Consider the following 22,284-nt stretch of genomic DNA (forward strand, 5'->3'; position numbering starts at 1 on the left):
TTATGAAAGAATATATTATTAAAGAAACAACTTTTTTAGATTTATTTTCTTTAGGAAGAACTTATTTATTTGTTGATTTTTTAGATAGTTTAAAAGAAGAAATCGAAAATAATAACATTGTAATTATAGAAAAATCGGATGGTGCTGAACGTATTATTATAAAGACATTAAAAGAATTAGAGGAATATAAAAAAATATTTTCATTATGATAAGATTGATTTCGTTTTTCCTTTTTATCTCTTTAACTACATTTAGTCAAACTACTTTCACTGCAAAAATTGTTGGTATAAAAGATGGTGATACAGTTGTAGTTTTAGACAGTTTGAATAATCAAACCACATTAAGGTTAGCAGAAGTAGATTGCCCAGAGAAAAGCCAACCATTCGGCACAAAAGCAAAGCAATTTACATCAGACCAAATCTATCTTAAAACAATAAAATATGTTGTTACAGATACAGATAGATATGGCAGAAGTATAGCAATGATATACTACGATACAGACAATAAATACTTATCAGCTGAAATCATAAAAGCAGGTATGGGTTGGCATTACAAAAGATATTCAACATCAAAAGAGTTAGCTTTACTAGAAGAGAATGCTAGAAAAAATAAAATAGGTTTATGGTTAGATAACAATCCAATAAATCCTTCAGAATGGCGTAATAATTAGTTATATTATTTTGTTTTCATTAAGTTTGAATGAAAATTAACATTTTTTTTTAATAATAAATCAAAAGTTTAGTTGGAACTAAACAAATTATGTCTAAATTTGCACTTCATAAAATAGAAACAATAAAAGGTAAACAGGTTTTTTCTCAATTAGAAATAAATGGGGTTAAACAGTTGGATGCTTTTGAAAAAGATTTAGCTGATACCACTTATGAAAGTGAGTTCAAACAATTGTTAACTTTAATGGAATATGTTGCAAATAATAAAACTTTACCAGATACTAAATTTAGAGACATAACACCAAAAAAAGAAAACGTTAGAGAGTACGAATTTAAATCTAAGCATCTACGAATTTATTCAATACAACAATTTGGTGGTAAAATAATTGTGTTAGGTGGTTATAAAAAAGACCAGAAAAAAGATATAAAAGCATTTCGTTCTATAAAAAAACAATTCTTAAGTATATAATTAATTAATTTATAATCAAATGAAAAGAGAAGAGCTTTTAAAAAGTAAAGAATATTGGATTACAAAAATTCAATTGGATTTATTTGAATTGATTAATAAATACATGAAAGAAAATAATTTAAATAAAACCCAACTAGCAACAAAATTAGGTGTTTCAAAAGGTTATATCACTCAAATTCTTAATGGTAATTTTGACCACAAAATAAGTAAGCTTATTGAATTATCACTTGCTTTTGATAGAGTTCCTGTACTTGAGTACGAAAAAATAAATGATTATTTATTTGATGATTATCATGGTTTACTTGATAAGCAAAGAAAACAAATACAAATTGTTATAGATTATTCTGATTTACATCTTTTCAAAGAGGGTGATTTTAAATCTTTTTCTAGGAAACATTTTTCAGATAAAACTAGAGTAAAGGACATTTCTGCGGATATTGATTTTAAATTCAATACTCCACTTAAAATAAATAATTGTATTAATTAATTGATTATGTCTAACATAGAATTTTCACTTCGCCTTAATAAAGTTAAAATAGACGAATTTAATTTTAAAGAACCTGATGATAGCTTCATAAATGATTTTAATGAAGAATTTTTAAAAATCGGTCTTGGTCTTAAAATAACTCACAATATAGATGAAGAAATAATAGGTATTCATCTTAATATTATATACGATTATATTAATGAAGATGAATATAAAATTAAGTTAATTGAATTTAAAGGTTTATTTGAATATAAAATTAACAATTTAAAGAATATTATCTCTGATAATAACAATGGCGGTGTCAATATCCCAAATGTTATATTGGAAACTATTATAGGTCTTTCTATTTCCTCATCTAGAGGAATTATAATTGCTAAAACAGCAGGTTCATTTTTAAACAAACTTTATTTACCATTATTTAATCCTAGTGATCTAGTTAAAAACCTTTTAAAGAATGACAATTTAGAAGAAAATTAATTAATCTGTGTTATTAATAGTTTTTATTAAAAACATAATTTTTTGTTATTGTATTTGTCGTAATTAAATTTCAGTTTGATTTATTATAAATTAACTACGAATATCTTTTTTTTTCTATTTATTTACTGTTTGTTTTTTGTAAACATTTATAATAATTACCTCATTCATCTGCACAAAAATCGCTCCTAGTCCAAGTATTCCTAGCATCAATTCTTTGTTTGCTTCATTTCGTTAATAATTAATAAGAAACCAATAAAAGAAATAGGAACGCTATCGCTGACGTATTTTCACCCACCCAGTCCAACGCTCTCCCACCGCTCAAGTGGTTTTCTCCCAACGCTCTAAGCACTTGTTTTTTCCCCAGCTGTGCAAAGCATTTTTTGCCTGTTTTATTTTCCCAAACCCATCGCACATAAAACAGGCAAAAAAAGCCCTGCACTTTCCCAACGCTCGAAAAACAAGAGCTTCCCAACGCTAAAAACCACTCCCAAGCTATTTTACATAATGAAGGCAACATTATAGTTCAAAAAAAAGCGTTAATATTTTTGATGTTTTTTTTTTAGAACTATAATTTCATTATGTAAAATATCCGCTCAGCCAACGCTCCCACCCAAAAGCGGTAAAGTATTTTCATTGTTTTTTGAAGATGCCATAACGTATCACAACAATATTAGTAGTAAATAGAAAATACCCATTTCAAAAGACAAATCAGGCATCCTCAAAAATCAAATTTGCCCACAAGAGTATAGTTTTTTATTTACCAGAACATTGGTAGTAAATTGTTTTTAAGTCGTCTTGATGCTATACAATGTCGTAGAACATTTCAATAAACAAACAAACCCAAATTTAAAAAGACCAATCTAGCATCAAGCCGTCAATAAAAACAATCAGAAAAACCCATAAAGCAAATAAAAAACTATACCCTTGTTTCGCTACTGCCAACGCACTAGGTAGAGTTCAGTTGGGGAAATCTCCCATTTCCCCAAACCCCTTAGGGTGCAATTTTTTTTAAAATAATGCCAGACGTTTTTCACTCCGATTGAAATTAAGCGGTAGGCATTATTTCAAAAAAAACAGCTCAAATTTTAACCAATCCGAATGTTGATTTTTGAATGGAAAGTTTCGGGCTTCCTTGCGATTGTGGAATGGATAAAAAAACGGTTGTTCTTTTTTTTCTTAATTCGTAGATATTCCGTACTTAAATGCACCGTAACTCCTATATGAGTGCGGATTATAGATAAATTAGTGCAAAATAAAAAACCCTCTCTTTCGAAAGGGTTTACTTTGCAACATTGCAGACTTTGCAAACTTGCAAACTGATGGTCTTTTTAGAATACTTCTTGAACTTTCATTGCGTTACCTGCATTGAATAAGTAGTAATTTCCTCCAACTTCTTGATAAAACTCAATTCCAACACAACCTAAAACAGCAATATTAGTTGTTAAGGTTGGAGAACCTGGCAAAGTTGCTGTAATATCAATTAATGAAGTAACAGCATTAACAGGAGTATAAGCAGAATAGGCGATATCTGATAACTCGTTTAATGTTGGTTCAGCAGGCTCATAAGCACTTGTAGCAGGATTATAAACAAAATCCGATACAGCAGCTAAGGCATTGATAATTCTAAAATGTGTTGCTCCTGATGGAACATTTAAAAAACTCATTGGATTAAAAGCTGGTAATGATAAAGTACTTTCATTTCTATCAACTGTTGCAGTTAATGTAAATGGAGCACTAAGAATACCATTAAAAGAAATGTTCTTATTAAAATCCAATCCTCTTAAATATTGAGGTTGTTGTGAAACCAAGACAGCTCTTTGTCCTCTAGCTTCTGAACCATCTTCAATATTTATTTTTTTCATAATAGCAGTTAATCTACCTGTAAATTGGCTATCAGTCATTTGTTTCATTAAAGCTGATAAAGCAATTCTAACAGATTTTCCTGCCATTGCACATGCTGCAAACTCAGACATGTTTTCACGAGTACGGACAAAACCCGGAGCGGTTTTTACTTGCTCTCCTGTTGGTCCACCTTTTAATCCTGCATAGTAACCAGTGTTACCTTTAATTTTGAAGTGACGAACTTCTCCTAACGTCCCGACATATTTAACATGTCCTTTTTGTTGAGCCATAAGCTTAAAAAAAATAATTATGTTTTGTGAAAAATTTCATTTAAATTTACAACATAAAGCACTGATTTACAACGTATTAAATAAAGTAAAATAATGCATTTTAACGCAAAAGAAACCACGATTAAAAAAAACCTTCTGAAAATTGTAAAGTTTGTTGATGGTGATGGAATTATTTTAGAAGATATTATTTCAAAAAAGGAATTTGAAGTTAGATTTTTAGGTATTGATGCACCCGAAATAAATTATTGTAATAAGATAAAACAAGATGAAAAAGAGTTGCAAGTTCCAGCTGCACTATTAATCAAATTAGGTTATTTATCATTTAACTTTTTAAAAGATCAAGTTAATTTAGGTGATTATTGCACATTAGTACAGGAACAAAATAATTTAGTTGATAAATACGGAAGACATTTAGGCTATCTTATTTTAAATGATGGTAGAGTTTTAAACGAAATTATGATAAAAGAAGGCTATGCAAAGCCATATAACGATGTTTTCTGTGAAATGCTTCCATTGTATCAAGAATGGAATTTACAAGCTAAAAACAGCTTAAAAGGCTTGTATTCTTTGGTAAATAGATTTTAAATTGATTGTGGACTAAATGTGGGCTAGGACTAGAAATAAAAAACCCTAACTAATTGATAATCAATTGTTAGGGTTTTAATTCTGCGGAGAAAGAGGGATTCGAACCCCCGGACCTGTTACAGTCAACAGTTTTCAAGACTGCCGCAATCGACCACTCTGCCATTTCTCCATCATGTGGTAACTACTTTCGTAATGCGGTTGCAAATATAACAACCTTTTTCTTTTTGCAAAAAGTTTTAATCAAAATAATTTTATAAAATAATATCGTTAAACTATTCAATTAATAATGCGTTAGTTAACTTTTGAATATGCAAAATTATAACTGATATAATTTTATTTGACTAACAAAAAAGTTCGAAACAATAATTTATTTGCTTAATAAAACAAGTGACTTGTAATTTTTCATCACTATTTCGAACAGAACAAACTCAAAATAAAGAAAAAATGTGCTCTATGTGTTAAACTAATTAAAATCGAATGTTCAATCATAATAATAGAATATCACTTAAGTTTCTATCAAAACAAAAAGTGAAATAATACAAAGATAAGAGATGTAAACGTATTGTATAGTTTTTATCTATTAAAAATAAAAATCCATACGTAAATTAATGGTACATTAGCAAAAGTTATAAAATTTTAAAATACATAAATTTATGGATAATAATAAAGAACAAAATCCCTCACAAAGTACAACTAGTTACAATGTCAATAGTGAGGCAAAATGCCCTTTTATGGGCGGTTCATTGAAGAAAAGTGCTGGTAATGGAACCAGAAATCAAGATTGGTGGCCAAACCAATTGAAATTAAATATTTTGCGTCAAAACTCATCTTTATCCAACCCAATGGGTGAAAAATTTGATTATGCAAAAGCATTTAATAGTTTAGATTTTAATGCTTTGAAAAAAGATATTAATGAACTTATGACAAATTCTCAAGATTGGTGGCCTGCAGACTATGGTAGTTATGCTGGATTTTTCATCCGTATGGCATGGCATAGCGCAGGAACTTATCGCATCGCTGATGGTCGTGGTGGTGCTGGCGCAGGCACTTTGCGTTTTGCTCCATTAAACAGTTGGCCTGATAATGCTAATTTAGATAAAGCGCGCTTGCTACTTTGGCCAATCAAACAAAAATATGGCCAAAAAATTTCATGGGCTGATTTAATGATATTAACTGGTAATGTTGCCCTTGAAAATTCAGGATTTAAAACTTTTGGATTTGCAGGAGGAAGAGCAGATGTTTGGGAACCAGAAGAAGATATTTATTGGGGAAGCGAAGGCAAATGGTTAGATGACCAGCGCTATTCAGGTAATCGAGAATTGGAAAATCCATTGGCTGCCGTTCAAATGGGATTGATTTATGTAAATCCTGAAGGACCAAATGGTAACCCTGACCCGCTTTTGGCTGCTCACGATATTCGTGAAACTTTTGGTCGCATGGCCATGAACGATGAAGAAACTGTTGCATTAATTGCCGGCGGACATACTTTAGGAAAAACTCATGGTGCTGCAGATCCAAGCCAATATGTTGGTCCAGAACCGGCTGGCGCACCTATTGAAGAACAAGGTTTAGGCTGGAAAAACTCCTTCGGAAAAGGACATAGCGGCGACACCATTACAAGTGGTTTAGAAGGCGCATGGACTACTACACCAACAAAGTGGAGTAATAATTATTTCGAGAACTTATTCGGTTTTGAGTGGGAATTAACCAAAAGTCCAGCTGGCGCACACCAATGGAAACCAAAAGGTGACGCTGGTAAAGGAATTGTTCCTGATGCTTTCGACTCATCAAAAAGTCACACACCTATCATGTTGACAACGGATCTTTCCTTACGATTTGATCCTATTTACGAAAAAATTTCAAGACGCTTTTTAGAAAATCCAGCTGAATTTGACGATGCTTTTGCAAGAGCATGGTTTAAATTAACGCACCGCGATATGGGACCAATTACCCGTTATTTAGGTCCAGAAGTACCAAAAGAAGAATTAATTTGGCAAGATCCAATTCCAGCAGTAACTCATAAATTAATTGATGCTACTGATATTGCTAATTTAAAGACCACTATCTTAAATTCTGGTTTATCTGTTTCTCAATTAGTAGGGACGGCTTGGGCTTCGGCGTCAACTTTCCGTGGTTCAGATAAACGTGGTGGAGCTAACGGCGGAAGAATTCGTCTTGCGCCACAAAAAAACTGGGATGTAAATAATCCTTCTCAATTAAGCACTGTTTTAGCTACTTTGGAAACAATTCAAAGTGATTTTAACAGAAATTTCACTGGAGAAAAACAAGTTTCAATTGCTGATTTAATTGTTTTAGCAGGTTGTGTTGGCGTTGAAAAAGCAGCAGCAAACGCTGGACATACTATTTCTGTGCCATTCACACCTGGTAGAGGCGATGCTTCACAAGAACAAACTGATGTAGAGTCTTTTGGAGTTTTAGAACCTCAAGCTGATGGTTTTAGAAACTATGTTAAAACACGTTATACCGTTTCAGCCGAAGAAATGTTGCTAGACAGAGCGCAATTGTTAACACTTACTGCTCCCGAAATGACAGTATTATTAGGTGGAATGAGAGTATTAAATACTAATTTTGATATGTCTAGACATGGCGTTTTCACAAAACGACCAGAAACGTTAACCAATGATTTCTTCACCAATTTGTTGGACTTAAGCACAACTTGGAAAGCAACAGATGATGCTCAAGAAACTTTTGAAGGTCGTGATAGAAATACTGGCGCTTTAAAATGGACTGGAACGCGTGCTGACCTAATCTTTGGTTCCAACACTGAGTTAAGAGCGTTGGCCGAAGTATATGCATCCACTGACGGACAAGAAAAATTTGTCGCTGATTTTGTTGCTGCATGGACTAAAGTTATGAATTTAGATCGTTTTGATTTGAACTAATCAATAGTATCATTTGAAATAGTTAAAGGTGGTCTTTCGAGAGCACCTTTTTTGTTATAATTACTTTTCTCTTTTATGATAATTATCATTTTAAATTAAAACCACTACTGCTAAATTTGACTTTTTGAAAATTGTAAATATGTCAATCTCATTAGTACAAAAATATAATGTAGCTGGCCCGAGATATACCAGTTATCCTACTGTGCCTTACTGGGACGAAACTAGTTTTAGTATCTATAATTGGGAAAAATCATTTTTACAGAGTTTTCAAGAAAGCAATCAAAGCGAAGGCATCAGTTTATATATTCATCTTCCTTTTTGTGAAAGTTTATGCACTTTTTGTGGTTGCCACAAGCGTATTACCAAGCGTCATGAAGTAGAACATCCTTATATCGAGGCTTTACTTAAAGAATGGAAACTGTATTGCGCTGCATTTCCCGAAACACCGATTATCAAAGAGATACATCTTGGTGGTGGAACACCTACTTTTTTTTCTGCTGAAAATTTAGCTACTTTAATTAATGGCATTTTCAAAACAGCTAAAAAATCATCAGCATATGAGTTTAGTTTTGAAGGACATCCCAATAATACTTCGCGAACTCATTTACAAACCCTCTATAATCTTGGCTTTAGACGCGTTAGTTTTGGTGTACAAGACTATTCTGAACAAGTACAAAATGCTATTCACAGAAAGCAATCTTTCCACGATGTAGCAAAAGTTACTTTTTGGGCAAAGGAAATTGGGTATACTTCTATTTCACACGATTTGATTTTTGGTTTACCATTTCAGACTTTAGAAAATGTGATCGATACTATTGAAAAAACCAAATCGTTATCACCTGATAGAATTGCATTTTATAGCTATGCGCATGTGCCTTGGATAAAAGGTAACGGTCAACGTGGTTTTAAAGATGAAGATGTTCCGAAAGACGATAAAAAAAGACAATTATATGAAGTGGGGAAAAAATTATTAGCTCAAAAAGGATATCAAGAAATTGGGATGGATCACTTTGCGCTACAAGATGACGCACTTTTTAAGGCTTTTAAAAATGGTGAATTGCATCGTAATTTCATGGGATATACTTCTTCTAAAACGCAACTCATGATAGGTTTGGGTGTTTCTTCCATCAGCGATAGTTGGTATGGATTTGCTCAAAACGAAAAAGAACTAGAAGCCTATTACGCAAGATTAGAGCAAAACGAATTACCCGTTTTTAGAGGTCATCTATTAACGGAGGAAGATTTAATCATCCGTAAACATATACTAAATTTAATGTGTCAGTTTAGCACCTCTTGGCATCATGCTAAAAACTATTTTACTGCTTTGCCCGATGTTTTAAACCAATTGACTGAAATGGAAAAAGACGGTTTACTTGTTATAAGTGAAAATTACCTTGTTATTACTGAAAAAGGAAAACCATTTATTCGCAATATCTGTATGGCTTTTGACTTGCGTTTAAAACAAAAAGCTCCAGAAACGAAGCTTTTTTCGATGACAGTTTAACCTATCTGTTTACTTGCAAAACAAAAACGAAAGTTGCATTTTTAATGTGGCTTGTTTTGTGAATGACAGCAATCCATTTCATTTTAAATAGGCGTAAAGTTCGTCTTTCATGAAGAGTAATTTAGCTTTTAGTTCATGCACAAAATTATCGTTTGCAATTTCTGAACCCATATTGATGCGATGAATTTGATGTTCTACTTCGTGATATTCGTCAAAAAGTTTTCTAAAAGCGGCATTTGAAACTTTTAGGTCGTGAATTTTATCTTGATATTCGGGAAATTCGTGTTTTAAATCGTGTTTATCCATTTTTTATAATTGTTTATGGTTATTCAAGAGTGTTTAAAATTGTTTAAGAGCGTTTATGGTTGTTTAAAATTGTTTAAAAATTTTATTTACAATGGGCAGTTGATTGAACGAATAAATTGGTAGTACTTGGAGAAACATAGGCTATATCTAATCCCAAACCGCGCATAACGAATAGAAATCCGATAATAATCGTAACAAGAGGAATTACTTTTTGTACTTTATTTCTAAAAGGAAAAGATAGAAAATTACTAATATACACTACCGCACTCATTAAAGGAATAGTTCCCAAACCAAAGAATAACATATAAGTCATACTTAACATCACATTTTGCATGGCAATAGCCCCAAATAATGCTACATAGACCATTCCGCAGGGCAAAAAACCATTGAGCAATCCTATGGTGAAAAGCGCATCGGGACTTTTGCGTTTGAATTGACTACCCAAACTTGTTTTGACTTTTGAAATCAAATTATAAATAGGTCTTGAAAAATTATATCTAGCAAAAACTTTCTCGGGCACAATGGCTAAAACAATCATGAAAACACCTACCACTATTGAAATTTGTTGTTGCATTCCAGCTACATACAAACCTCTTCCTAACAAACCGAATACTAATCCAAGTATAACATAGGAAGTTAATCGTCCTGCATGATAAAGTAGTATTTGAACCGTTTTCTTGGCTGGATTGTTTCTGTCCACAGGCAACATCATGGCAATAGGTCCACACATGCCAATGCAGTGTAAACTAGATAGTAATCCAAAAATGAGTGCGGTGTAGAGCATTAGATTTTAGATTTTAGATATTAGATATTGGATTTTTTATTTTGATATTTAATATCTAAAATTAGATATTCTATTATTGAAAATAAATTGATTCTTTATTCAAATAGGTTTTGCCCTCATAATTCCATTCTACAGCAATATCCCATAAACCGCCAACCAGATTGTTTTTAGGTATGAGCAAATCAGGACCGGAAAGTGAAATGGGTGTATCAAAATCCAGTTTTTGGTTTGACGGTCTATAAAGGGATACAGTTCCTTTAATTTTCTTAAAATCCAAATCATTTGGAAAAGTAATCTGAATACCTTTTTCAGTATTTTTTATAGCTACTTGTACTTTTAAGTTGTTAGCATTTTTAGTATTCTGCATGTCGCTTTCAACCTTAATTTCTTTTTTATAATATTCCTCTGTTACCAATTCGTTATCATATTTACTATCCGATTGTACTTTGAAAACAAAGTATAGAATAAAGCTCATAAACAATGCGAAGGCAATCACAATGCCTGTTCCCCAATTAATTTTCATTTTTCTATTTTTTTAGTCTTATTACAAAATTGAAACACATAGATGCATAGAAAAACAAAACTTAAAAGACGCTTTGCTCAATAAAGATTAACTAGCTATGTGAAAATAAAATTTCTATGCTACCTTTAAATAGCTACAATAATGCTATGTTTCTATGTGTTTAAAATTAAATAGTTTTTCATTTTTTAATCGAAACTCCTAGGTCCAAGGAAATTAGTCGTTTCGCTATCTATTAATGTATTGTCATTATAAATTTCAAGTAGCAATTTGGTTTTATCACTTTCTAAAACGGCTTGATCAATTTCAACAAACAAAGTTCCTTCTGTTATGCCTTCTTTGGGCACTTTGAAGTACTGTTTTCCAACCATTTTTATTACTCCTTTTGGAGAAACTAATTCGATGTGTACTTTTTCAAAATCAATGGACGTCTTATTTACAATCTTGTAGGTATAAACATTACTGATTTTGTCTCCGTCATGCTGAAACAATTCTCCTGGCAATCTTAAAACTGTTGCCTCTACTTCGTTTCTAAGGAAAAGCATTCCAATAAATACACCTGTTAAAATGGCTAAAATTGCGGCATAACCTTTCATTCGGGTTGTGAATTGAAAACGTTCTTTTTTAACAATTTCATCTTCGCTGGCATACCGTATCAAACCTTTGGGCAAACCTACATGCTCCATCATCGTGTCACACTCATCGATGCAAGCCGTGCAATTGATACATTCTAACTGCGTTCCGTTGCGAATATCAATTCCCGTGGGACAAACGTTTACACACAAACCACAATCTATACAATCCCCTTTGCCTGTGGCAGCTCTGTCTTCGTTTTTGTTAAATTTAGCTCTTCCTGTTTCCTTTTCGCCACGAACATGATCATAGGCAACATTAATTGATTTATTGTCTAATAAAACACCTTGCATTCTGCCATAAGGACAAGCGATAATACAAACTTGCTCTCTAAACCAGGCATAAATAAAATAAAATACCCCAGTAAAAATTAATAAAGCAATTAGCGTACTTGTATTACTAAAAGGACCTTCTTTTATCAGCAACAATAATTTATCGCTACTAATCAGATAAGCTAAAAAAACATTGGCAATACCAAAGGAAACTAGAAAAAAGATAAACCATTTGAGCAAACGCTTTCTGATTTTTTCTGCGTTCCATTCTTGTTTGGCTAACCGAATTTGTGCTCCTCTATCGCCATCAATCCAAAACTCGATACGACGAAAAACCATTTCCATAAAAATAGTTTGTGGACAAAACCAACCACAAAAAATACGTCCGAAAGCGACTGTAAACAACGCCAATCCTACTACTCCAATAATCATGATAATCACAAACAGGTGAAAATCTTGGGGCCAAAAAGGAAAACCAAAAATGGTAAAACGACGTTCTAACACATTGAACATCATAAACTGATGATGGTTTACTTTTATAAAGGGCGCAGAAATTAAGAATAGCAATAAAAAATAACTAAGCCATTTTCTGCGTTCATATAATATTCCTTTTGGAATTTTTGGAAATACCCAAGCTCTTTTTCCCGTTGCATCAATAGTACCTATACTATCTCTAAAACTATCATCATTGAAATCGGACATGTTTTCTATTTTTTAAACCTTTTATTTCGCGGCTATTTTTGTACTATCTACGGTAGCGATTGCCGCTTCCTTCCACTCTACTGCTTCTGGTTCTGTCGGTTTTGCATCTTTTGGATTTGTGCCTTGTAATGAAAGCACATAACTCGCTACTTTTTGAATATCTGATGGTTTTATAGAGGCTTTCCATGCCACCATTCCTTTGCCGTCTCGTCCACCTTCCATGATAGTGTTGAATACATTTTTAATTCCACCACCAAGAATCCAGTGTTTATCGGTAAGATTTGGTCCTATTTGTCCACCGCCATCAGCACGATGACACGCCACACAATTGGTAGTATAAAGCGTTTTTCCTTGTGCCAAGCTAGAAGCGTCTGTTAATAACGTTACTTTTTCTTTACTCATCATATCAGGTGCTGTTTTCAGGTACTCATCGACAGCGGCTTTTGCTACTTTCATTTCGGTTTCAAATTCTTGTTTTTGGTCATAATCGCCCATGACTTCAAAACGCACTAAATAGATACCTGCAAAAATAATGGTGCCATAAAAAAGGTAAACCCACCACGGTGGAAGCACGTTGTCTAACTCCCTAATGCCATCATAATTATGATCGAGCATGACGTCTGCTTCTTGCTCAATTGCTTTGGTGCGGGTTAATTTGCTTACCATATTTTTAAAGAACTTACTTTCTGTAAATGAAATTTCTTGTGCTTCTTCTAGTTGTTTCTTTTGCTCTTCTGTCAGCAAATGATAGGTAACATTATCCACTGCGTTTGCTACGATTTCGATAGCAATCAACAAGAAAAGAAATACAAGTAAAAACAAACCTATCATTGGGAATTTGATAAAGGCAGGTTGTTCGCCTGAGTCGATAAAATATTCCATGGCGCCAAAAACAAAGGCAAAAATCACGGGTACTCTAACATATACTGGAATTAATTTTTTCATATGTATCTACTTTTAATTATTCTTTAATTGGTAATTCACTCAACTCTTTGATGGTTTCTTTTTTATAGGTATAGACCCAAACAAACAAACCCACAAAAAAAGTAAAGAAAATCAACAAGGAAATGATGGGAAAAATGGCAACGCCATCTATAGTTTCTAAATTATGTTTGATAAATTTTAGCATGACTTCCTGTTTATTTGTTTTTTACTTTGATATCTGTTCCTAATCGTTGTAGATAACCTATCAACGCTACTATTTCTCTATCTTTCATCGGCACAAAAGCTTCCCCTTTTGCCGCTGCTTTTTTCTTACTATCGTCATAGGATTTTACAAAATCGGGGTCATTATACAGGTTTTTTTCAATGGTAGCCGCTTGCTTTTCGATACTTTGTTTGGCATTGGCAATTTCGGCATCAGTATAAGGAACACCTAGCGTTTGCATGGCTTTCATTTTGGCTTCTGTATCAGAATAATCCATAGGTTTATTAGCATACAACCATTTGTAACCCGGCATGATAGAACCTGGCGAAGTGCTCTGCGGATTCCACATGTGGTTAAAATGCCAGTTGTCATTGTATTTTCCTCCTTCGCGATGCAAATCGGGTCCTGTTCTTTTTGAACCCCAAAGAAAGGGATGATCATACACATATTCTCCTGATTTTGAGTATTCGCCATAGCGCACTACTTCGGAACGGAACGGTCTAATCATTTGGGAGTGACAACCTACACAGCCTTCACGGATGTATAAATCGCGACCTTCTAATTCTAACGGTGTATAAGGTTTCACTGCTGCGATAGTAGGAATATTGGATTTCACCATAATCGTAGGTACAATTTGAATAATTCCACCTATCAATATAGCGACCGTAGCCAATAAAGTCAATTGAATAGGACGTCTTTCTAACCAAGGGTGGAATTTTTCTCCTTTCAATCTTCCGGCTGCAATTTTAGTCAATTCAGGCGCTTCAGCTAGTTCATCTTCAATTGGGCTTCCCGCTTTTACGGTTTTCACAATATTATAAATCAATACAATCAGTCCTGTTAAATATAACGTTCCTCCGATGGCTCTCATCCAATACATCGGCATGATTTGGGTCACCGTTTCGAGGAAGTTACCATATTGTAAGGTGCCATCGGGCTTAAATTGTTTCCACATAGAAGCTTGTGTAAATCCGGCCACATACATAGGTAACGAATACAAAATGATACCTAATGTTCCAATCCAAAAGTGAAAATTGGCTAATTTTTCTGAATACAATTTGGTTTTCGTCATTCGTGGTATCAACCAATAAATCATCCCGAAGATTAAAAATCCGTTCCACGCCAATGCACCCACGTGAACGTGCGCAATAATCCAATCGGTAAAGTGCGCAATCGCATTCACATTTTTTAGCGAAAGCATTGGTCCTTCAAAAGTAGCCATACCATAACCTGTAATAGCTACTACATAAAATTTCAAAACCGAGTCCGTGCGCACTTTATCCCAAACACCACGCAAGGTCAACAATCCGTTAATCATTCCACCCCAAGATGGCGCAATCAACATGATGGAGAACACTACGCCAAGATTTTGAGCCCAATCGGGTAAGGAAGAATATAATAGATGGTGTGGTCCGGCCCAAATATAAATGAAGATTAAAGACCAAAAGTGAATGATGGATAATCGATAAGAATATACCGGACGATTTGCCGCTTTTGGCACAAAATAATACATCATCCCAAGGAAAGGTGTCGTCAAGAAAAAAGCCACGGCATTATGTCCATACCACCATTGCACCAACGCATCTTGCACGCCGGCATAAACCGAATAACTTTTTAGTGCAGAAACCGGCAATTCCAAACTATTAAAAATATGCAACACAGCCACCGTAATAAACGTAGCGATATAGAACCAAATGGCTACATAAAGATGGCGTTCTCTCCTTTTTAAGATAGTTCCAATCATGTTGATACCAAAAGCCACCCAAATCAAAGCGATAGCAATATCAATTGGCCATTCCAACTCGGCATATTCTTTTGAAGTAGAATAGCCTAATGGTAACGTTATTGCCGCAGCAACGATGATCAATTGCCATCCCCAAAAGTGAAGATTACTTAAAAAATCACTGAACATTCGCGCTTTCAGTAGCCGTTGTAAAGAGTAATAGACTCCGGCGAACATCGCGTTACCTACAAAGGCAAAAATAACGGCATTGGTATGTAAAGGTCGTAAACGTCCATAACTCAAATAGGATATTCCGTCAGTTAAATTAGGAAAGAGATACAAAGTAGCTAGTAAAAGCCCTACTAACATCCCTACTAAACCGAAGACTATCGTTGCGTAGATAAATTTCTTTACAATTTTGTTGTCGTAATAAAATTGTTGCATTTCCATTTTTAATTTATTTTGGTTTCTATTTTATGTTTAAAGTTTGCTTCGCCAATCGCCCTTTGCGCTCGTGTCACGTTTTGGTGATGTCTATTTTCTATTCTCTATATTCTTTTTTCTCTTCTCGCCGCTTTCCTCTTCCCTCTCCCCGCTTTTCACCAATTCATCATCAAAAAGCATTCTTACTGATGGCGTATAGTCGTCGTCATACTGACCGGTTTTTACGGCTCGTAAAAAAGCGTATAAAAACGCAATAGCGACGATAATACTGATGGAGATTAATAAATAAATGACACTCATACCTCTAATTGTGTGAGACAAAATTAGGAGTACGCCTCGGGGTAAAATATGATATTTGTCATGGTTGCGGAAAAAGATTCTTTTTTTACCAATGAGGAATCGGCGCAAATACAAAAAAACCATACCCTGAATCCGCAGGATTCAGCTCCAAGTCAATTGATTTCTACTCGAATCCGCAGGATTCAGCTCCAAGTCAATTGATTTCTACTCGAATCCGCAGGATTCAGCTCCAAGTCAATTGACTTCTACTCGAATCCGCAGGATTCAGCTCCAAGTCAATTGATTTCTACTCGAATCCGCAGGATTCAGCTCCAAGTCAATTGACTTCTACTCGAATCCGCAGGATTCAGCCTCAAGTCAATTGATTTCTACTCGAATCCGCAGGATTCAGCTCCAAAGCAATTGATTTCTACTCGAATCCGCAGGATTCAGCCCCAAATCAATTGATTTCTACTCGAATCCGCAGGATTCAGCTCCAAAGCAATTGACTTCTACTCGAATCCGCAGGATTCAGCTCCAAGTCAATTGATTTCTACTCGAATCCGCAGGATTCAGCCCCAAGTCAATTGATTTCTACTCGAATCCGCAGGATTCCGATGAAAAGCAAGTCTATTGGCACAAAATCTTAAAAAGTAGTTAAAATACTATCTATTTTATATCCATTTTTTTACTTTTAGGTCATTAATCATAAAATTTTAACGCTATGGTACTACAAAAATGCAACCTATCAAGATTGACCTTAATAGAAGGAGGTCAAATCGTTAAATCTACTTTAAAAGATTTAGAAACCAAGGGCATCGACCTCAACACCGATGTTAATGTGAAGGGCTACGCTAGTCAGCTCGTAGCGGAATTAGTTATTTATGACAAAGGACTATTGCAGACCCAAAAAAATGATGAAACCAGAGAGATTGAGCGATTAGATAGCCTTCGCGATACGGATTTGGCCATTTACAGACGAAAGTTTAGAGCTTTTTCTTTAACCAAAAATGCGCAAGAACGCGATGCGTATACCAAATTAAACAACCTTTGGTCGGTGTATAAAAATATTACCAAGCTCAACTATGAAGCGCAGAGCAATGCGGTTGATAATTTGGTACAAGATTTACGCAGTGCCAAATATTCGTCGTTGGTTACTTTTTTAGACCTTGATGATTATGTGGAAGAAATTAAAACCAGCAACGAAGCTTTTAAAGATAAATATTCCACCCGAAGCACAGAAGAGTCAGAGGAAGAAAAAATCAACATGAAACTGGTGCGCAAAAACACCATGACGTTGTATAACAACTTAATTAACTATGTACTCACGATGGCCAAAGTAGAGCCAGCACCGGCTACTTATTACACCCCGATGTTGAGCACGATTAACACCGTTAGAAAAAACTTTGCCGACATCATTGCGCGCCGCGACGGAGGCGAAGATAATGGCTAATCAGTAGCACAAGAAACCTCCAGCGATGGAGGTTTTTTTTATGGGGTTTAGTGGTATTTTCTTCGAGCAAAAAAGTTACTCATCAGCGTCACAAAACTTACAATGGTGATGGTGCTTAAAGGCATAATAATGGCGGCAACTATCGGCAACAAATTGCCCGAAACAGCATAAGCAAGTCCTACTATATTATAGACTAACGACAATATAAAACTCATATAAATAGTAAGCATTGCGTTTTTAGAATAGGCAAGAAAAAAACTGATTTTTTCAAATTGAGACGCGTCTAAGATACCATCGCAAGCGGGCGAAAAAACATTGACATTTTCTGATATTGAAATCCCCACATTGCTTTGTGCCAACGCTCCAGCATCGTTTAAACCATCACCAATCATCATGACATTGTTACCGTGGTCTTGTAATTGTTTAATAAAATCGAGTTTTTGTTCGGGTTTTTGATTGAAAACCAAAGAGGTGTTAGCAGGTAACATTTTCTCTAAAATTTTGCGTTCGCCATCGTTATCGCCTGATAAGACAACTAAATTATAGTGCGCAGCCAATTTTTCGAATAAGGTTTCTAATCCCTTTCGATACTGATTATTAAAAACATAACTTCCTTTGTATACGCCATTTATTTCGACATGGACTTTAGTTTTCTTATGGGTATTTTCACTCAGGTGTTTCAAAAATTGAGAAGACCCGAGTTTTACTTTTCCTTCTGTGAACTCCGCTTCAATTCCTTTTCCAAGGGTTTCTTCAAAATGAATGGGTGCTATTTTTTCGTGCACCGAAATAAATTCATACAATCGTCTACTCAACGGGTGATTGGAACCACGCAACGTGTTGAACAATAATTTTAATTCAAAATCATTCAGTGCTTCGCCTTCATAGGTTATGGATGTTTTTTTATTGGTGGTGATTGTACCTGTTTTATCAAAAACAATCGTATCTACTTTTGCCAATTGCTCAATTACGAGCGCATTTTTAAGGTATAATTTTCGGTTGCCCATAATGCGAAGTACATTGCCGAGTGTGAACGGAGCGGTTAAAGCCAATGCACAAGGACAAGCCACAATAAGAATAGCGGTAAAAACATTAAACGCTGTGGCAACATCAATAAAAACCCAGTATAAAAAAGAAACTACTGAAAGTCCCAGTAAAGCCGGCGTGAAATAACGACTGATTTTATCGGTGATGGATTTATGTTGTTGTTCTACTCGTTTCTGGAAAACATCATTGCTCCACAACTGAGTCAAATAACTATTGGAAACCGAAAAAAGCACTTCAATTTCAATGACTTTCCCTAGTTGTTTTCCTCCTGCAAAAATCTTGTCGCCCGATTTCTTACTAATTGGAACGGCTTCTCCGGTAACAAAACTGTAGTCAATGGTGGCGTTTTCAGAAATCATGATACCATCAACAGGAATAAGCTCTTGATTTCTGATGAGTAATCGATCGCCTTTTTTAATGTCGTATACTTGTACTGAAACTTCCGTTCCATTGGGTAAAACTTTCGTTATTGCAATGGGAAAATAGGATTTGTAATCCCGTTCAAAGGAGAGAAAATCGTAGGTTTTTTGCTGGAATAATTTTCCTAATAACATAAAGAAAATTAATCCACACATACTATCAAAAAAACCTTGTCCGTAGTTGAAAATGATATCTACCGTACTTCGAATAAACATCACAACAATACCCAGAGCAATTGGCACTTCGATGTTCAACATGCCCTGTTTGATACTTTTCCAAGCGGCAACATAATATCCGGAAGCGGAATAAATAAAAGCAGGCAAAGACAGTGCAAAAATCAGCCATCGAAAAAAATCGCGGTATTGCTCAATCCAAAACTCATTGACTTCAAAATATTCAGGGAACGACAGCAACATAATATTGCCAAAACAAAAGAAAGCAACACCAATCTTATAAATCAAAGAACGATCGACTTTCTTCTTGCCTTCATCAAAATTATCCAAACTAATATAGGGTTCGTAGCCAATCGAACAGAGCATTTCCACAATAGATTGTAGCGATGTTTTTTGTGGATTATAGGTTATTCGCACTTTTTTTTCAGGGAAATTTACTTGTGACGCACCAATTCCCGATTGAAGCTTTTGTAAATTTTCCAAAATCCAAATACACGAACTACAGTGAATATGAGGAATATATAGTGAAACAATATGTGTTTTATCTTCATTAAATTCTAAAAGTGTATCAACAATACTTTCATTGGCTAAAAAATCAAACTTTCCTTTTATGTCTTGAGGTGTTGCACCTGGCGAAGCTTGAAAATCGTAATAACACGTTAAATCATTTTGACTAAAAATTTCGTATACCGTTTTACAACCGTTGCAACAAAACTGCTTTTCATCAAAAAAAACTTCGTCTTTCTTAATGATATCGCTACCACAATGATAGCATTGAGATGCTTTTATATCCACTAATTTGCTCATTTTACCTTGTGCAAAAGTGCTATTATGAGCTTGATTAAAAAATGATAAATATCATACTTTTACATATATTTGTAGAAATAATTTCTAACTGCTATGGGCAAGTGTGAACAATGTATCGTAAGACAATTTAGCTCTTTAAAAGTGCTAACTAAAGACGAATTGCACAAAATGGCTGATTGTAAAACATCATACACCATAAAAAAAGGTCAGCCTATTTTTGAAGAAGGAGATATAACCAATGGGATTTATTGTATAAAAGAAGGCGTATGTAAACTTTCCAAATTAAGCTCCAATGGCAAGGACCAAATTGTGAAATTAGTGAAGTCGGGCGATTTACTGGGTCAGCGTTCTGTTATCAGTGAAGAACCTGCGAACTTGAGTGCGGTTGCCTTAGAAGACATGGAAGTTTGTTTTATTCCAAAAAATGAAGTCATCCAGTTTTTTACTGAAAACAATAAATTTTCTATGGATGTGATGAAAAACATTTGTGGTGATTTAAAAGAAGCCGATGATATCATGGTAGCCATGGCTCAAAAAAGCGTTAAAGAACGATTGGCAGGAACACTAATTTATTTAGAAGAAACTTTTGGCATCGAAAAAGATGGGTTGCTTCGCTTGCAATTATCTCGCGAGGAATTAGCAGGAATGATAGGAACTGCCACCGAAAGTTGCATCAGACTGCTTTCAGAATTTAACAAAAGTGGACTGATTCAATTAATTGGTAAAAAAATAAAAATTATAGACAAAATAAAGCTAAAGCGATTAGCAGAATAACCTAATTAATGCGGCAATTTATCTTTGATAACTCCATATAAAAACGTCCCGAAAATAGCACCTAGTAAAATTAGTCCCACACCAAAAAAGCCTGCACCTAAAAGTATAAAAATTGGCCCAGGACAAGCGCCAACCATAGCCCAACCCAATCCAAAAATTATACCTCCAACCCAATACCGAGTGTTTCCTTTTTCTTTATCTTGGATGTAAAAAAGATTGCCATTGAAATCTTTCCATTTTTTTCTTTTAATAAGCTGAATGCCTATCAATCCCGTAGCAATAGCGGTCATAATAATGCCATACATATGAAAGGATTGAAACTGAAACATTTCATAAATTCGGTACCAAGAAACTGCTTCTGCCTTGGTTAAAACCACTCCAAAAACAAAACCAACGATTATATATTTAATAAATTTCATAGACTAAAATAGTAAGGGTAAAATAAAATGTGACATGATTAAACCACCAATGAAGAAACCAAGAACCGCTTTCAACGATGGTAATTGTAAATTACTCATTCCGGCGATGGCATGACCCGAAGTGCAACCACCGGCATATCGCGAACCAAATCCTATAAGAATCCCACCAATTAGTAGCATAAAAATCATCTTGGGAGAGCCAACTATTTCATTGCCAAATAAAGTATCGGGCAACAACTTTCCGTTTGGAGCGTCAATACCTATCGTGGTTAGTTGTGCTATTGTTTTAGGATTTAAAGTTACGTTTGATGCATCACTTAAAAAATGAACCGCTACAAACCCGCCAATCATTGCCCCAAAAACAACCGCTAAATTCCAGCGTTGTGATTTCCAATCCCAGTCAAAAAAAGACACTTTCCTTCCAACGCCAGTCATGGAACAGAAAGAGCGAAGATTTGACGACATCCCAAAAACTTTTCCAAAATAATTTAAAGTCAACATAACCATTCCTATCAAAAATCCGGAAATTGACCAATGCCACGTTTGTGTTAAAAATTCCATATGTTTTTTTTTGCAAAAATAGAAATATAATATAGTTAATGAACATTCATATTTATGAGAAATATGGTAATTTTGAAAATCTTTTAAAATATTCAATGAAAAACAGTACTATCGAAATAAGATGGACCATTCGATTTCTTCTTCTAGTTTTAGCATGGGCAATTGGAGAAAAATATTTTGGATTGCATGATATTTATATCAAAGATTACGCGATATATAGCAGTCTTTTTGCATTTCCTGCTATTCTATTTTACTATTTGGCTTTAAAAGATAAGAAAAAATATTTCTATAATGGTGAGATGACATTTTCGCAAGGGTTTGTATCGAGCGTTATTTTATCGTTTTTAATTGCTATTTTAATGCCGGCAGCGCAGTTTGTAATTTACAAAAGCATTTCACCTGATTTTTTTACGACAATGATAGATTACAAGGTGAAAAATAAATACCTGAGTTTAGAAACCGCCAAAACTTTCTTCAATTTAAAAACCTATATGATTGAAGGCGCTTTTGGTGCTTTGTCTAAAGGAATCGTAACTGGAACTATTATTTCCTACTTTATTGGAACCAAAAAATAATGTAGCATGGTTATTGTAAA

23 protein-coding genes and 1 tRNA gene are annotated in these 22,284 nt (G+C 34.3%); 11 read left to right on the forward strand and 13 right to left on the reverse strand.

Annotated features, from left to right (window positions below):
• The first annotated feature begins 2 nt into the window (after positions 1–2).
• The 5 genes from WFZ85_RS00160 (at position 3) to WFZ85_RS00180 (ending at position 2,101) form a co-directional block, all read left to right on the forward strand.
• Positions 3–209: a hypothetical protein gene (locus WFZ85_RS00160; RefSeq protein ID WP_342694264.1), complete on the forward strand. Its 207-nt coding sequence runs from the start codon at positions 3–5 to the stop codon at positions 207–209.
• On the forward strand, positions 206–670 hold the full coding sequence (locus WFZ85_RS00165) for a thermonuclease family protein (protein ID WP_342694265.1): 465 nt from the start codon (positions 206–208) through the stop codon (positions 668–670). The genes WFZ85_RS00160 and WFZ85_RS00165 overlap by 4 nt, the downstream gene beginning before the upstream one ends.
• 89 nt (positions 671–759) lie before the next feature.
• Positions 760–1,137: a hypothetical protein gene (locus tag WFZ85_RS00170; RefSeq protein WP_342694266.1), complete on the forward strand. Its 378-nt coding sequence runs from the start codon at positions 760–762 to the stop codon at positions 1,135–1,137.
• A 19-nt stretch (positions 1,138–1,156) separates the two neighbouring features.
• Positions 1,157–1,624, forward strand: a complete 468-nt coding sequence (locus WFZ85_RS00175; protein WP_342694267.1) for a helix-turn-helix domain-containing protein — start codon at positions 1,157–1,159, stop codon at positions 1,622–1,624.
• Between the two features lie 6 nt (positions 1,625–1,630).
• Complete coding sequence (locus WFZ85_RS00180) at positions 1,631–2,101, forward strand: hypothetical protein (RefSeq protein WP_342694268.1); 471 nt, start codon at positions 1,631–1,633, stop codon at positions 2,099–2,101.
• Between the two features lie 1,328 nt (positions 2,102–3,429).
• Here the strand turns inward: WFZ85_RS00180 and WFZ85_RS00185 are convergent.
• Complete coding sequence (locus WFZ85_RS00185) at positions 3,430–4,233, reverse strand: hypothetical protein (protein WP_125012700.1); 804 nt, start codon at positions 4,231–4,233, stop codon at positions 3,430–3,432.
• Between the two features lie 93 nt (positions 4,234–4,326).
• On the opposite strand from WFZ85_RS00185, the gene WFZ85_RS00190 reads away from it, so the two are divergent.
• On the forward strand, positions 4,327–4,818 hold the full coding sequence (locus tag WFZ85_RS00190) for a thermonuclease family protein (protein WP_342694269.1): 492 nt from the start codon (positions 4,327–4,329) through the stop codon (positions 4,816–4,818).
• A gap of 84 nt (positions 4,819–4,902) precedes the next feature.
• Here WFZ85_RS00190 and WFZ85_RS00195 read toward each other — a convergent pair.
• Positions 4,903–4,987 (reverse strand) — tRNA-Ser (locus WFZ85_RS00195).
• 484 nt (positions 4,988–5,471) lie between these two features.
• Between WFZ85_RS00195 and katG the strand changes: the two genes are divergently transcribed.
• The gene (gene katG / locus WFZ85_RS00200) at positions 5,472–7,721 is read left to right on the forward strand and encodes a catalase/peroxidase HPI (RefSeq protein ID WP_342694270.1); all 2,250 of its coding nucleotides are present in this window, start codon (positions 5,472–5,474) and stop codon (positions 7,719–7,721) included.
• A gap of 139 nt (positions 7,722–7,860) precedes the next feature.
• Positions 7,861–9,225, forward strand: a complete 1,365-nt coding sequence (gene hemN / locus WFZ85_RS00205; protein WP_342694271.1) for an oxygen-independent coproporphyrinogen III oxidase — start codon at positions 7,861–7,863, stop codon at positions 9,223–9,225.
• Positions 9,226–9,303: 78 nt separating this feature from the next.
• On the opposite strand, the gene WFZ85_RS00210 is transcribed toward hemN, so the two are convergent.
• From WFZ85_RS00210 to ccoS, 8 genes are all read right to left on the reverse strand, one after another.
• The gene (locus WFZ85_RS00210; protein WP_342694272.1) at positions 9,304–9,531 is read right to left on the reverse strand and encodes a YdcH family protein; all 228 of its coding nucleotides are present in this window, start codon (positions 9,529–9,531) and stop codon (positions 9,304–9,306) included.
• Between the two features lie 82 nt (positions 9,532–9,613).
• Positions 9,614–10,315, reverse strand: coding sequence for a sulfite exporter TauE/SafE family protein (locus tag WFZ85_RS00215; RefSeq protein WP_342694273.1), 702 nt, complete (start codon positions 10,313–10,315; stop codon positions 9,614–9,616).
• Positions 10,316–10,388: 73 nt separating this feature from the next.
• A complete protein-coding gene (locus WFZ85_RS00220; protein WP_342694274.1) occupies positions 10,389–10,838 on the reverse strand; it encodes a FixH family protein in 450 nt (149 codons plus the stop codon).
• A gap of 185 nt (positions 10,839–11,023) precedes the next feature.
• The gene (ccoG, locus tag WFZ85_RS00225; RefSeq protein WP_342694275.1) at positions 11,024–12,442 is read right to left on the reverse strand and encodes a cytochrome c oxidase accessory protein CcoG; all 1,419 of its coding nucleotides are present in this window, start codon (positions 12,440–12,442) and stop codon (positions 11,024–11,026) included.
• 21 nt (positions 12,443–12,463) lie between these two features.
• Positions 12,464–13,387: a cbb3-type cytochrome c oxidase N-terminal domain-containing protein gene (locus tag WFZ85_RS00230; protein WP_342694276.1), complete on the reverse strand. Its 924-nt coding sequence runs from the start codon at positions 13,385–13,387 to the stop codon at positions 12,464–12,466.
• Positions 13,388–13,403: 16 nt separating this feature from the next.
• Complete coding sequence (locus tag WFZ85_RS00235; protein ID WP_342694277.1) at positions 13,404–13,571, reverse strand: CcoQ/FixQ family Cbb3-type cytochrome c oxidase assembly chaperone; 168 nt, start codon at positions 13,569–13,571, stop codon at positions 13,404–13,406.
• A gap of 10 nt (positions 13,572–13,581) precedes the next feature.
• Complete coding sequence (gene ccoN / locus WFZ85_RS00240) at positions 13,582–15,762, reverse strand: cytochrome-c oxidase, cbb3-type subunit I (RefSeq protein WP_342694278.1); 2,181 nt, start codon at positions 15,760–15,762, stop codon at positions 13,582–13,584.
• 84 nt (positions 15,763–15,846) lie between these two features.
• On the reverse strand, positions 15,847–16,056 hold the full coding sequence (ccoS, locus tag WFZ85_RS00245; protein ID WP_342694279.1) for a cbb3-type cytochrome oxidase assembly protein CcoS: 210 nt from the start codon (positions 16,054–16,056) through the stop codon (positions 15,847–15,849).
• A 703-nt stretch (positions 16,057–16,759) separates the two neighbouring features.
• Here ccoS and WFZ85_RS00250 point away from each other — a divergent pair.
• The gene (locus tag WFZ85_RS00250) at positions 16,760–17,488 is read left to right on the forward strand and encodes a DUF6261 family protein (RefSeq protein WP_342694280.1); all 729 of its coding nucleotides are present in this window, start codon (positions 16,760–16,762) and stop codon (positions 17,486–17,488) included.
• 47 nt (positions 17,489–17,535) lie between these two features.
• Here the strand turns inward: WFZ85_RS00250 and WFZ85_RS00255 are convergent, their stop codons facing one another.
• Positions 17,536–19,935, reverse strand: a complete 2,400-nt coding sequence (locus WFZ85_RS00255; RefSeq protein ID WP_342694281.1) for a heavy metal translocating P-type ATPase metal-binding domain-containing protein — start codon at positions 19,933–19,935, stop codon at positions 17,536–17,538.
• Between the two features lie 93 nt (positions 19,936–20,028).
• Here WFZ85_RS00255 and WFZ85_RS00260 point away from each other — a divergent pair, with 93 nt between their 5' ends.
• A complete protein-coding gene (locus WFZ85_RS00260; protein ID WP_342694282.1) occupies positions 20,029–20,709 on the forward strand; it encodes a Crp/Fnr family transcriptional regulator in 681 nt (226 codons plus the stop codon).
• Positions 20,710–20,714: 5 nt separating this feature from the next.
• Here the strand turns inward: WFZ85_RS00260 and WFZ85_RS00265 are convergent, their stop codons facing one another.
• Both WFZ85_RS00265 and WFZ85_RS00270 read right to left on the reverse strand, forming a co-directional pair.
• Positions 20,715–21,128: a DUF6691 family protein gene (locus WFZ85_RS00265; RefSeq protein ID WP_342694283.1), complete on the reverse strand. Its 414-nt coding sequence runs from the start codon at positions 21,126–21,128 to the stop codon at positions 20,715–20,717.
• A 3-nt stretch (positions 21,129–21,131) separates the two neighbouring features.
• Positions 21,132–21,689: a YeeE/YedE family protein gene (locus WFZ85_RS00270; protein WP_342694284.1), complete on the reverse strand. Its 558-nt coding sequence runs from the start codon at positions 21,687–21,689 to the stop codon at positions 21,132–21,134.
• Between the two features lie 38 nt (positions 21,690–21,727).
• On the opposite strand from WFZ85_RS00270, the gene WFZ85_RS00275 reads away from it, so the two are divergent.
• Positions 21,728–22,264: a DUF4199 domain-containing protein gene (locus WFZ85_RS00275; RefSeq protein ID WP_342694285.1), complete on the forward strand. Its 537-nt coding sequence runs from the start codon at positions 21,728–21,730 to the stop codon at positions 22,262–22,264.
• Positions 22,265–22,284: the final 20 nt, after the last annotated feature.

The organism is Flavobacterium aureirubrum, assembly GCF_038739835.1.
GTDB lineage: Bacteria > Bacteroidota > Bacteroidia > Flavobacteriales > Flavobacteriaceae > Flavobacterium > Flavobacterium aureirubrum.

What these genes read in the sequence shown, in the direction of transcription:
- WFZ85_RS00210 (WP_342694272.1), bottom strand. Translation starts at nt 9,531, where the DNA reads ATGGATAAACACGATTTAAAACACGAATTTCCCGAATATCAAGATAAA.
- WFZ85_RS00165 (WP_342694265.1), top strand. Translation starts at nt 206, where the DNA reads ATGATAAGATTGATTTCGTTTTTCCTTTTTATCTCTTTAACTACATTT.
- katG (WP_342694270.1), top strand. Translation starts at nt 5,472, where the DNA reads ATGGATAATAATAAAGAACAAAATCCCTCACAAAGTACAACTAGTTAC.
- WFZ85_RS00175 (WP_342694267.1), top strand. Translation starts at nt 1,157, where the DNA reads ATGAAAAGAGAAGAGCTTTTAAAAAGTAAAGAATATTGGATTACAAAA.
- WFZ85_RS00275 (WP_342694285.1), top strand. Translation starts at nt 21,728, where the DNA reads ATGAACATTCATATTTATGAGAAATATGGTAATTTTGAAAATCTTTTA.
- WFZ85_RS00260 (WP_342694282.1), top strand. Translation starts at nt 20,029, where the DNA reads ATGGGCAAGTGTGAACAATGTATCGTAAGACAATTTAGCTCTTTAAAA.
- WFZ85_RS00215 (WP_342694273.1), bottom strand. Translation starts at nt 10,315, where the DNA reads ATGCTCTACACCGCACTCATTTTTGGATTACTATCTAGTTTACACTGC.
- WFZ85_RS00250 (WP_342694280.1), top strand. Translation starts at nt 16,760, where the DNA reads ATGGTACTACAAAAATGCAACCTATCAAGATTGACCTTAATAGAAGGA.
- ccoN (WP_342694278.1), bottom strand. Translation starts at nt 15,762, where the DNA reads ATGGAAATGCAACAATTTTATTACGACAACAAAATTGTAAAGAAATTT.
- WFZ85_RS00230 (WP_342694276.1), bottom strand. Translation starts at nt 13,387, where the DNA reads ATGAAAAAATTAATTCCAGTATATGTTAGAGTACCCGTGATTTTTGCC.
- WFZ85_RS00235 (WP_342694277.1), bottom strand. Translation starts at nt 13,571, where the DNA reads ATGCTAAAATTTATCAAACATAATTTAGAAACTATAGATGGCGTTGCC.
- WFZ85_RS00270 (WP_342694284.1), bottom strand. Translation starts at nt 21,689, where the DNA reads ATGGAATTTTTAACACAAACGTGGCATTGGTCAATTTCCGGATTTTTG.
- WFZ85_RS00160 (WP_342694264.1), top strand. Translation starts at nt 3, where the DNA reads ATGAAAGAATATATTATTAAAGAAACAACTTTTTTAGATTTATTTTCT.
- ccoG (WP_342694275.1), bottom strand. Translation starts at nt 12,442, where the DNA reads ATGTCCGATTTCAATGATGATAGTTTTAGAGATAGTATAGGTACTATT.
- WFZ85_RS00190 (WP_342694269.1), top strand. Translation starts at nt 4,327, where the DNA reads ATGCATTTTAACGCAAAAGAAACCACGATTAAAAAAAACCTTCTGAAA.
- hemN (WP_342694271.1), top strand. Translation starts at nt 7,861, where the DNA reads ATGTCAATCTCATTAGTACAAAAATATAATGTAGCTGGCCCGAGATAT.
- WFZ85_RS00255 (WP_342694281.1), bottom strand. Translation starts at nt 19,935, where the DNA reads ATGAGCAAATTAGTGGATATAAAAGCATCTCAATGCTATCATTGTGGT.
- ccoS (WP_342694279.1), bottom strand. Translation starts at nt 16,056, where the DNA reads ATGAGTGTCATTTATTTATTAATCTCCATCAGTATTATCGTCGCTATT.
- WFZ85_RS00220 (WP_342694274.1), bottom strand. Translation starts at nt 10,838, where the DNA reads ATGAAAATTAATTGGGGAACAGGCATTGTGATTGCCTTCGCATTGTTT.
- WFZ85_RS00180 (WP_342694268.1), top strand. Translation starts at nt 1,631, where the DNA reads ATGTCTAACATAGAATTTTCACTTCGCCTTAATAAAGTTAAAATAGAC.
- WFZ85_RS00265 (WP_342694283.1), bottom strand. Translation starts at nt 21,128, where the DNA reads ATGAAATTTATTAAATATATAATCGTTGGTTTTGTTTTTGGAGTGGTT.
- WFZ85_RS00185 (WP_125012700.1), bottom strand. Translation starts at nt 4,233, where the DNA reads ATGGCTCAACAAAAAGGACATGTTAAATATGTCGGGACGTTAGGAGAA.
- WFZ85_RS00170 (WP_342694266.1), top strand. Translation starts at nt 760, where the DNA reads ATGTCTAAATTTGCACTTCATAAAATAGAAACAATAAAAGGTAAACAG.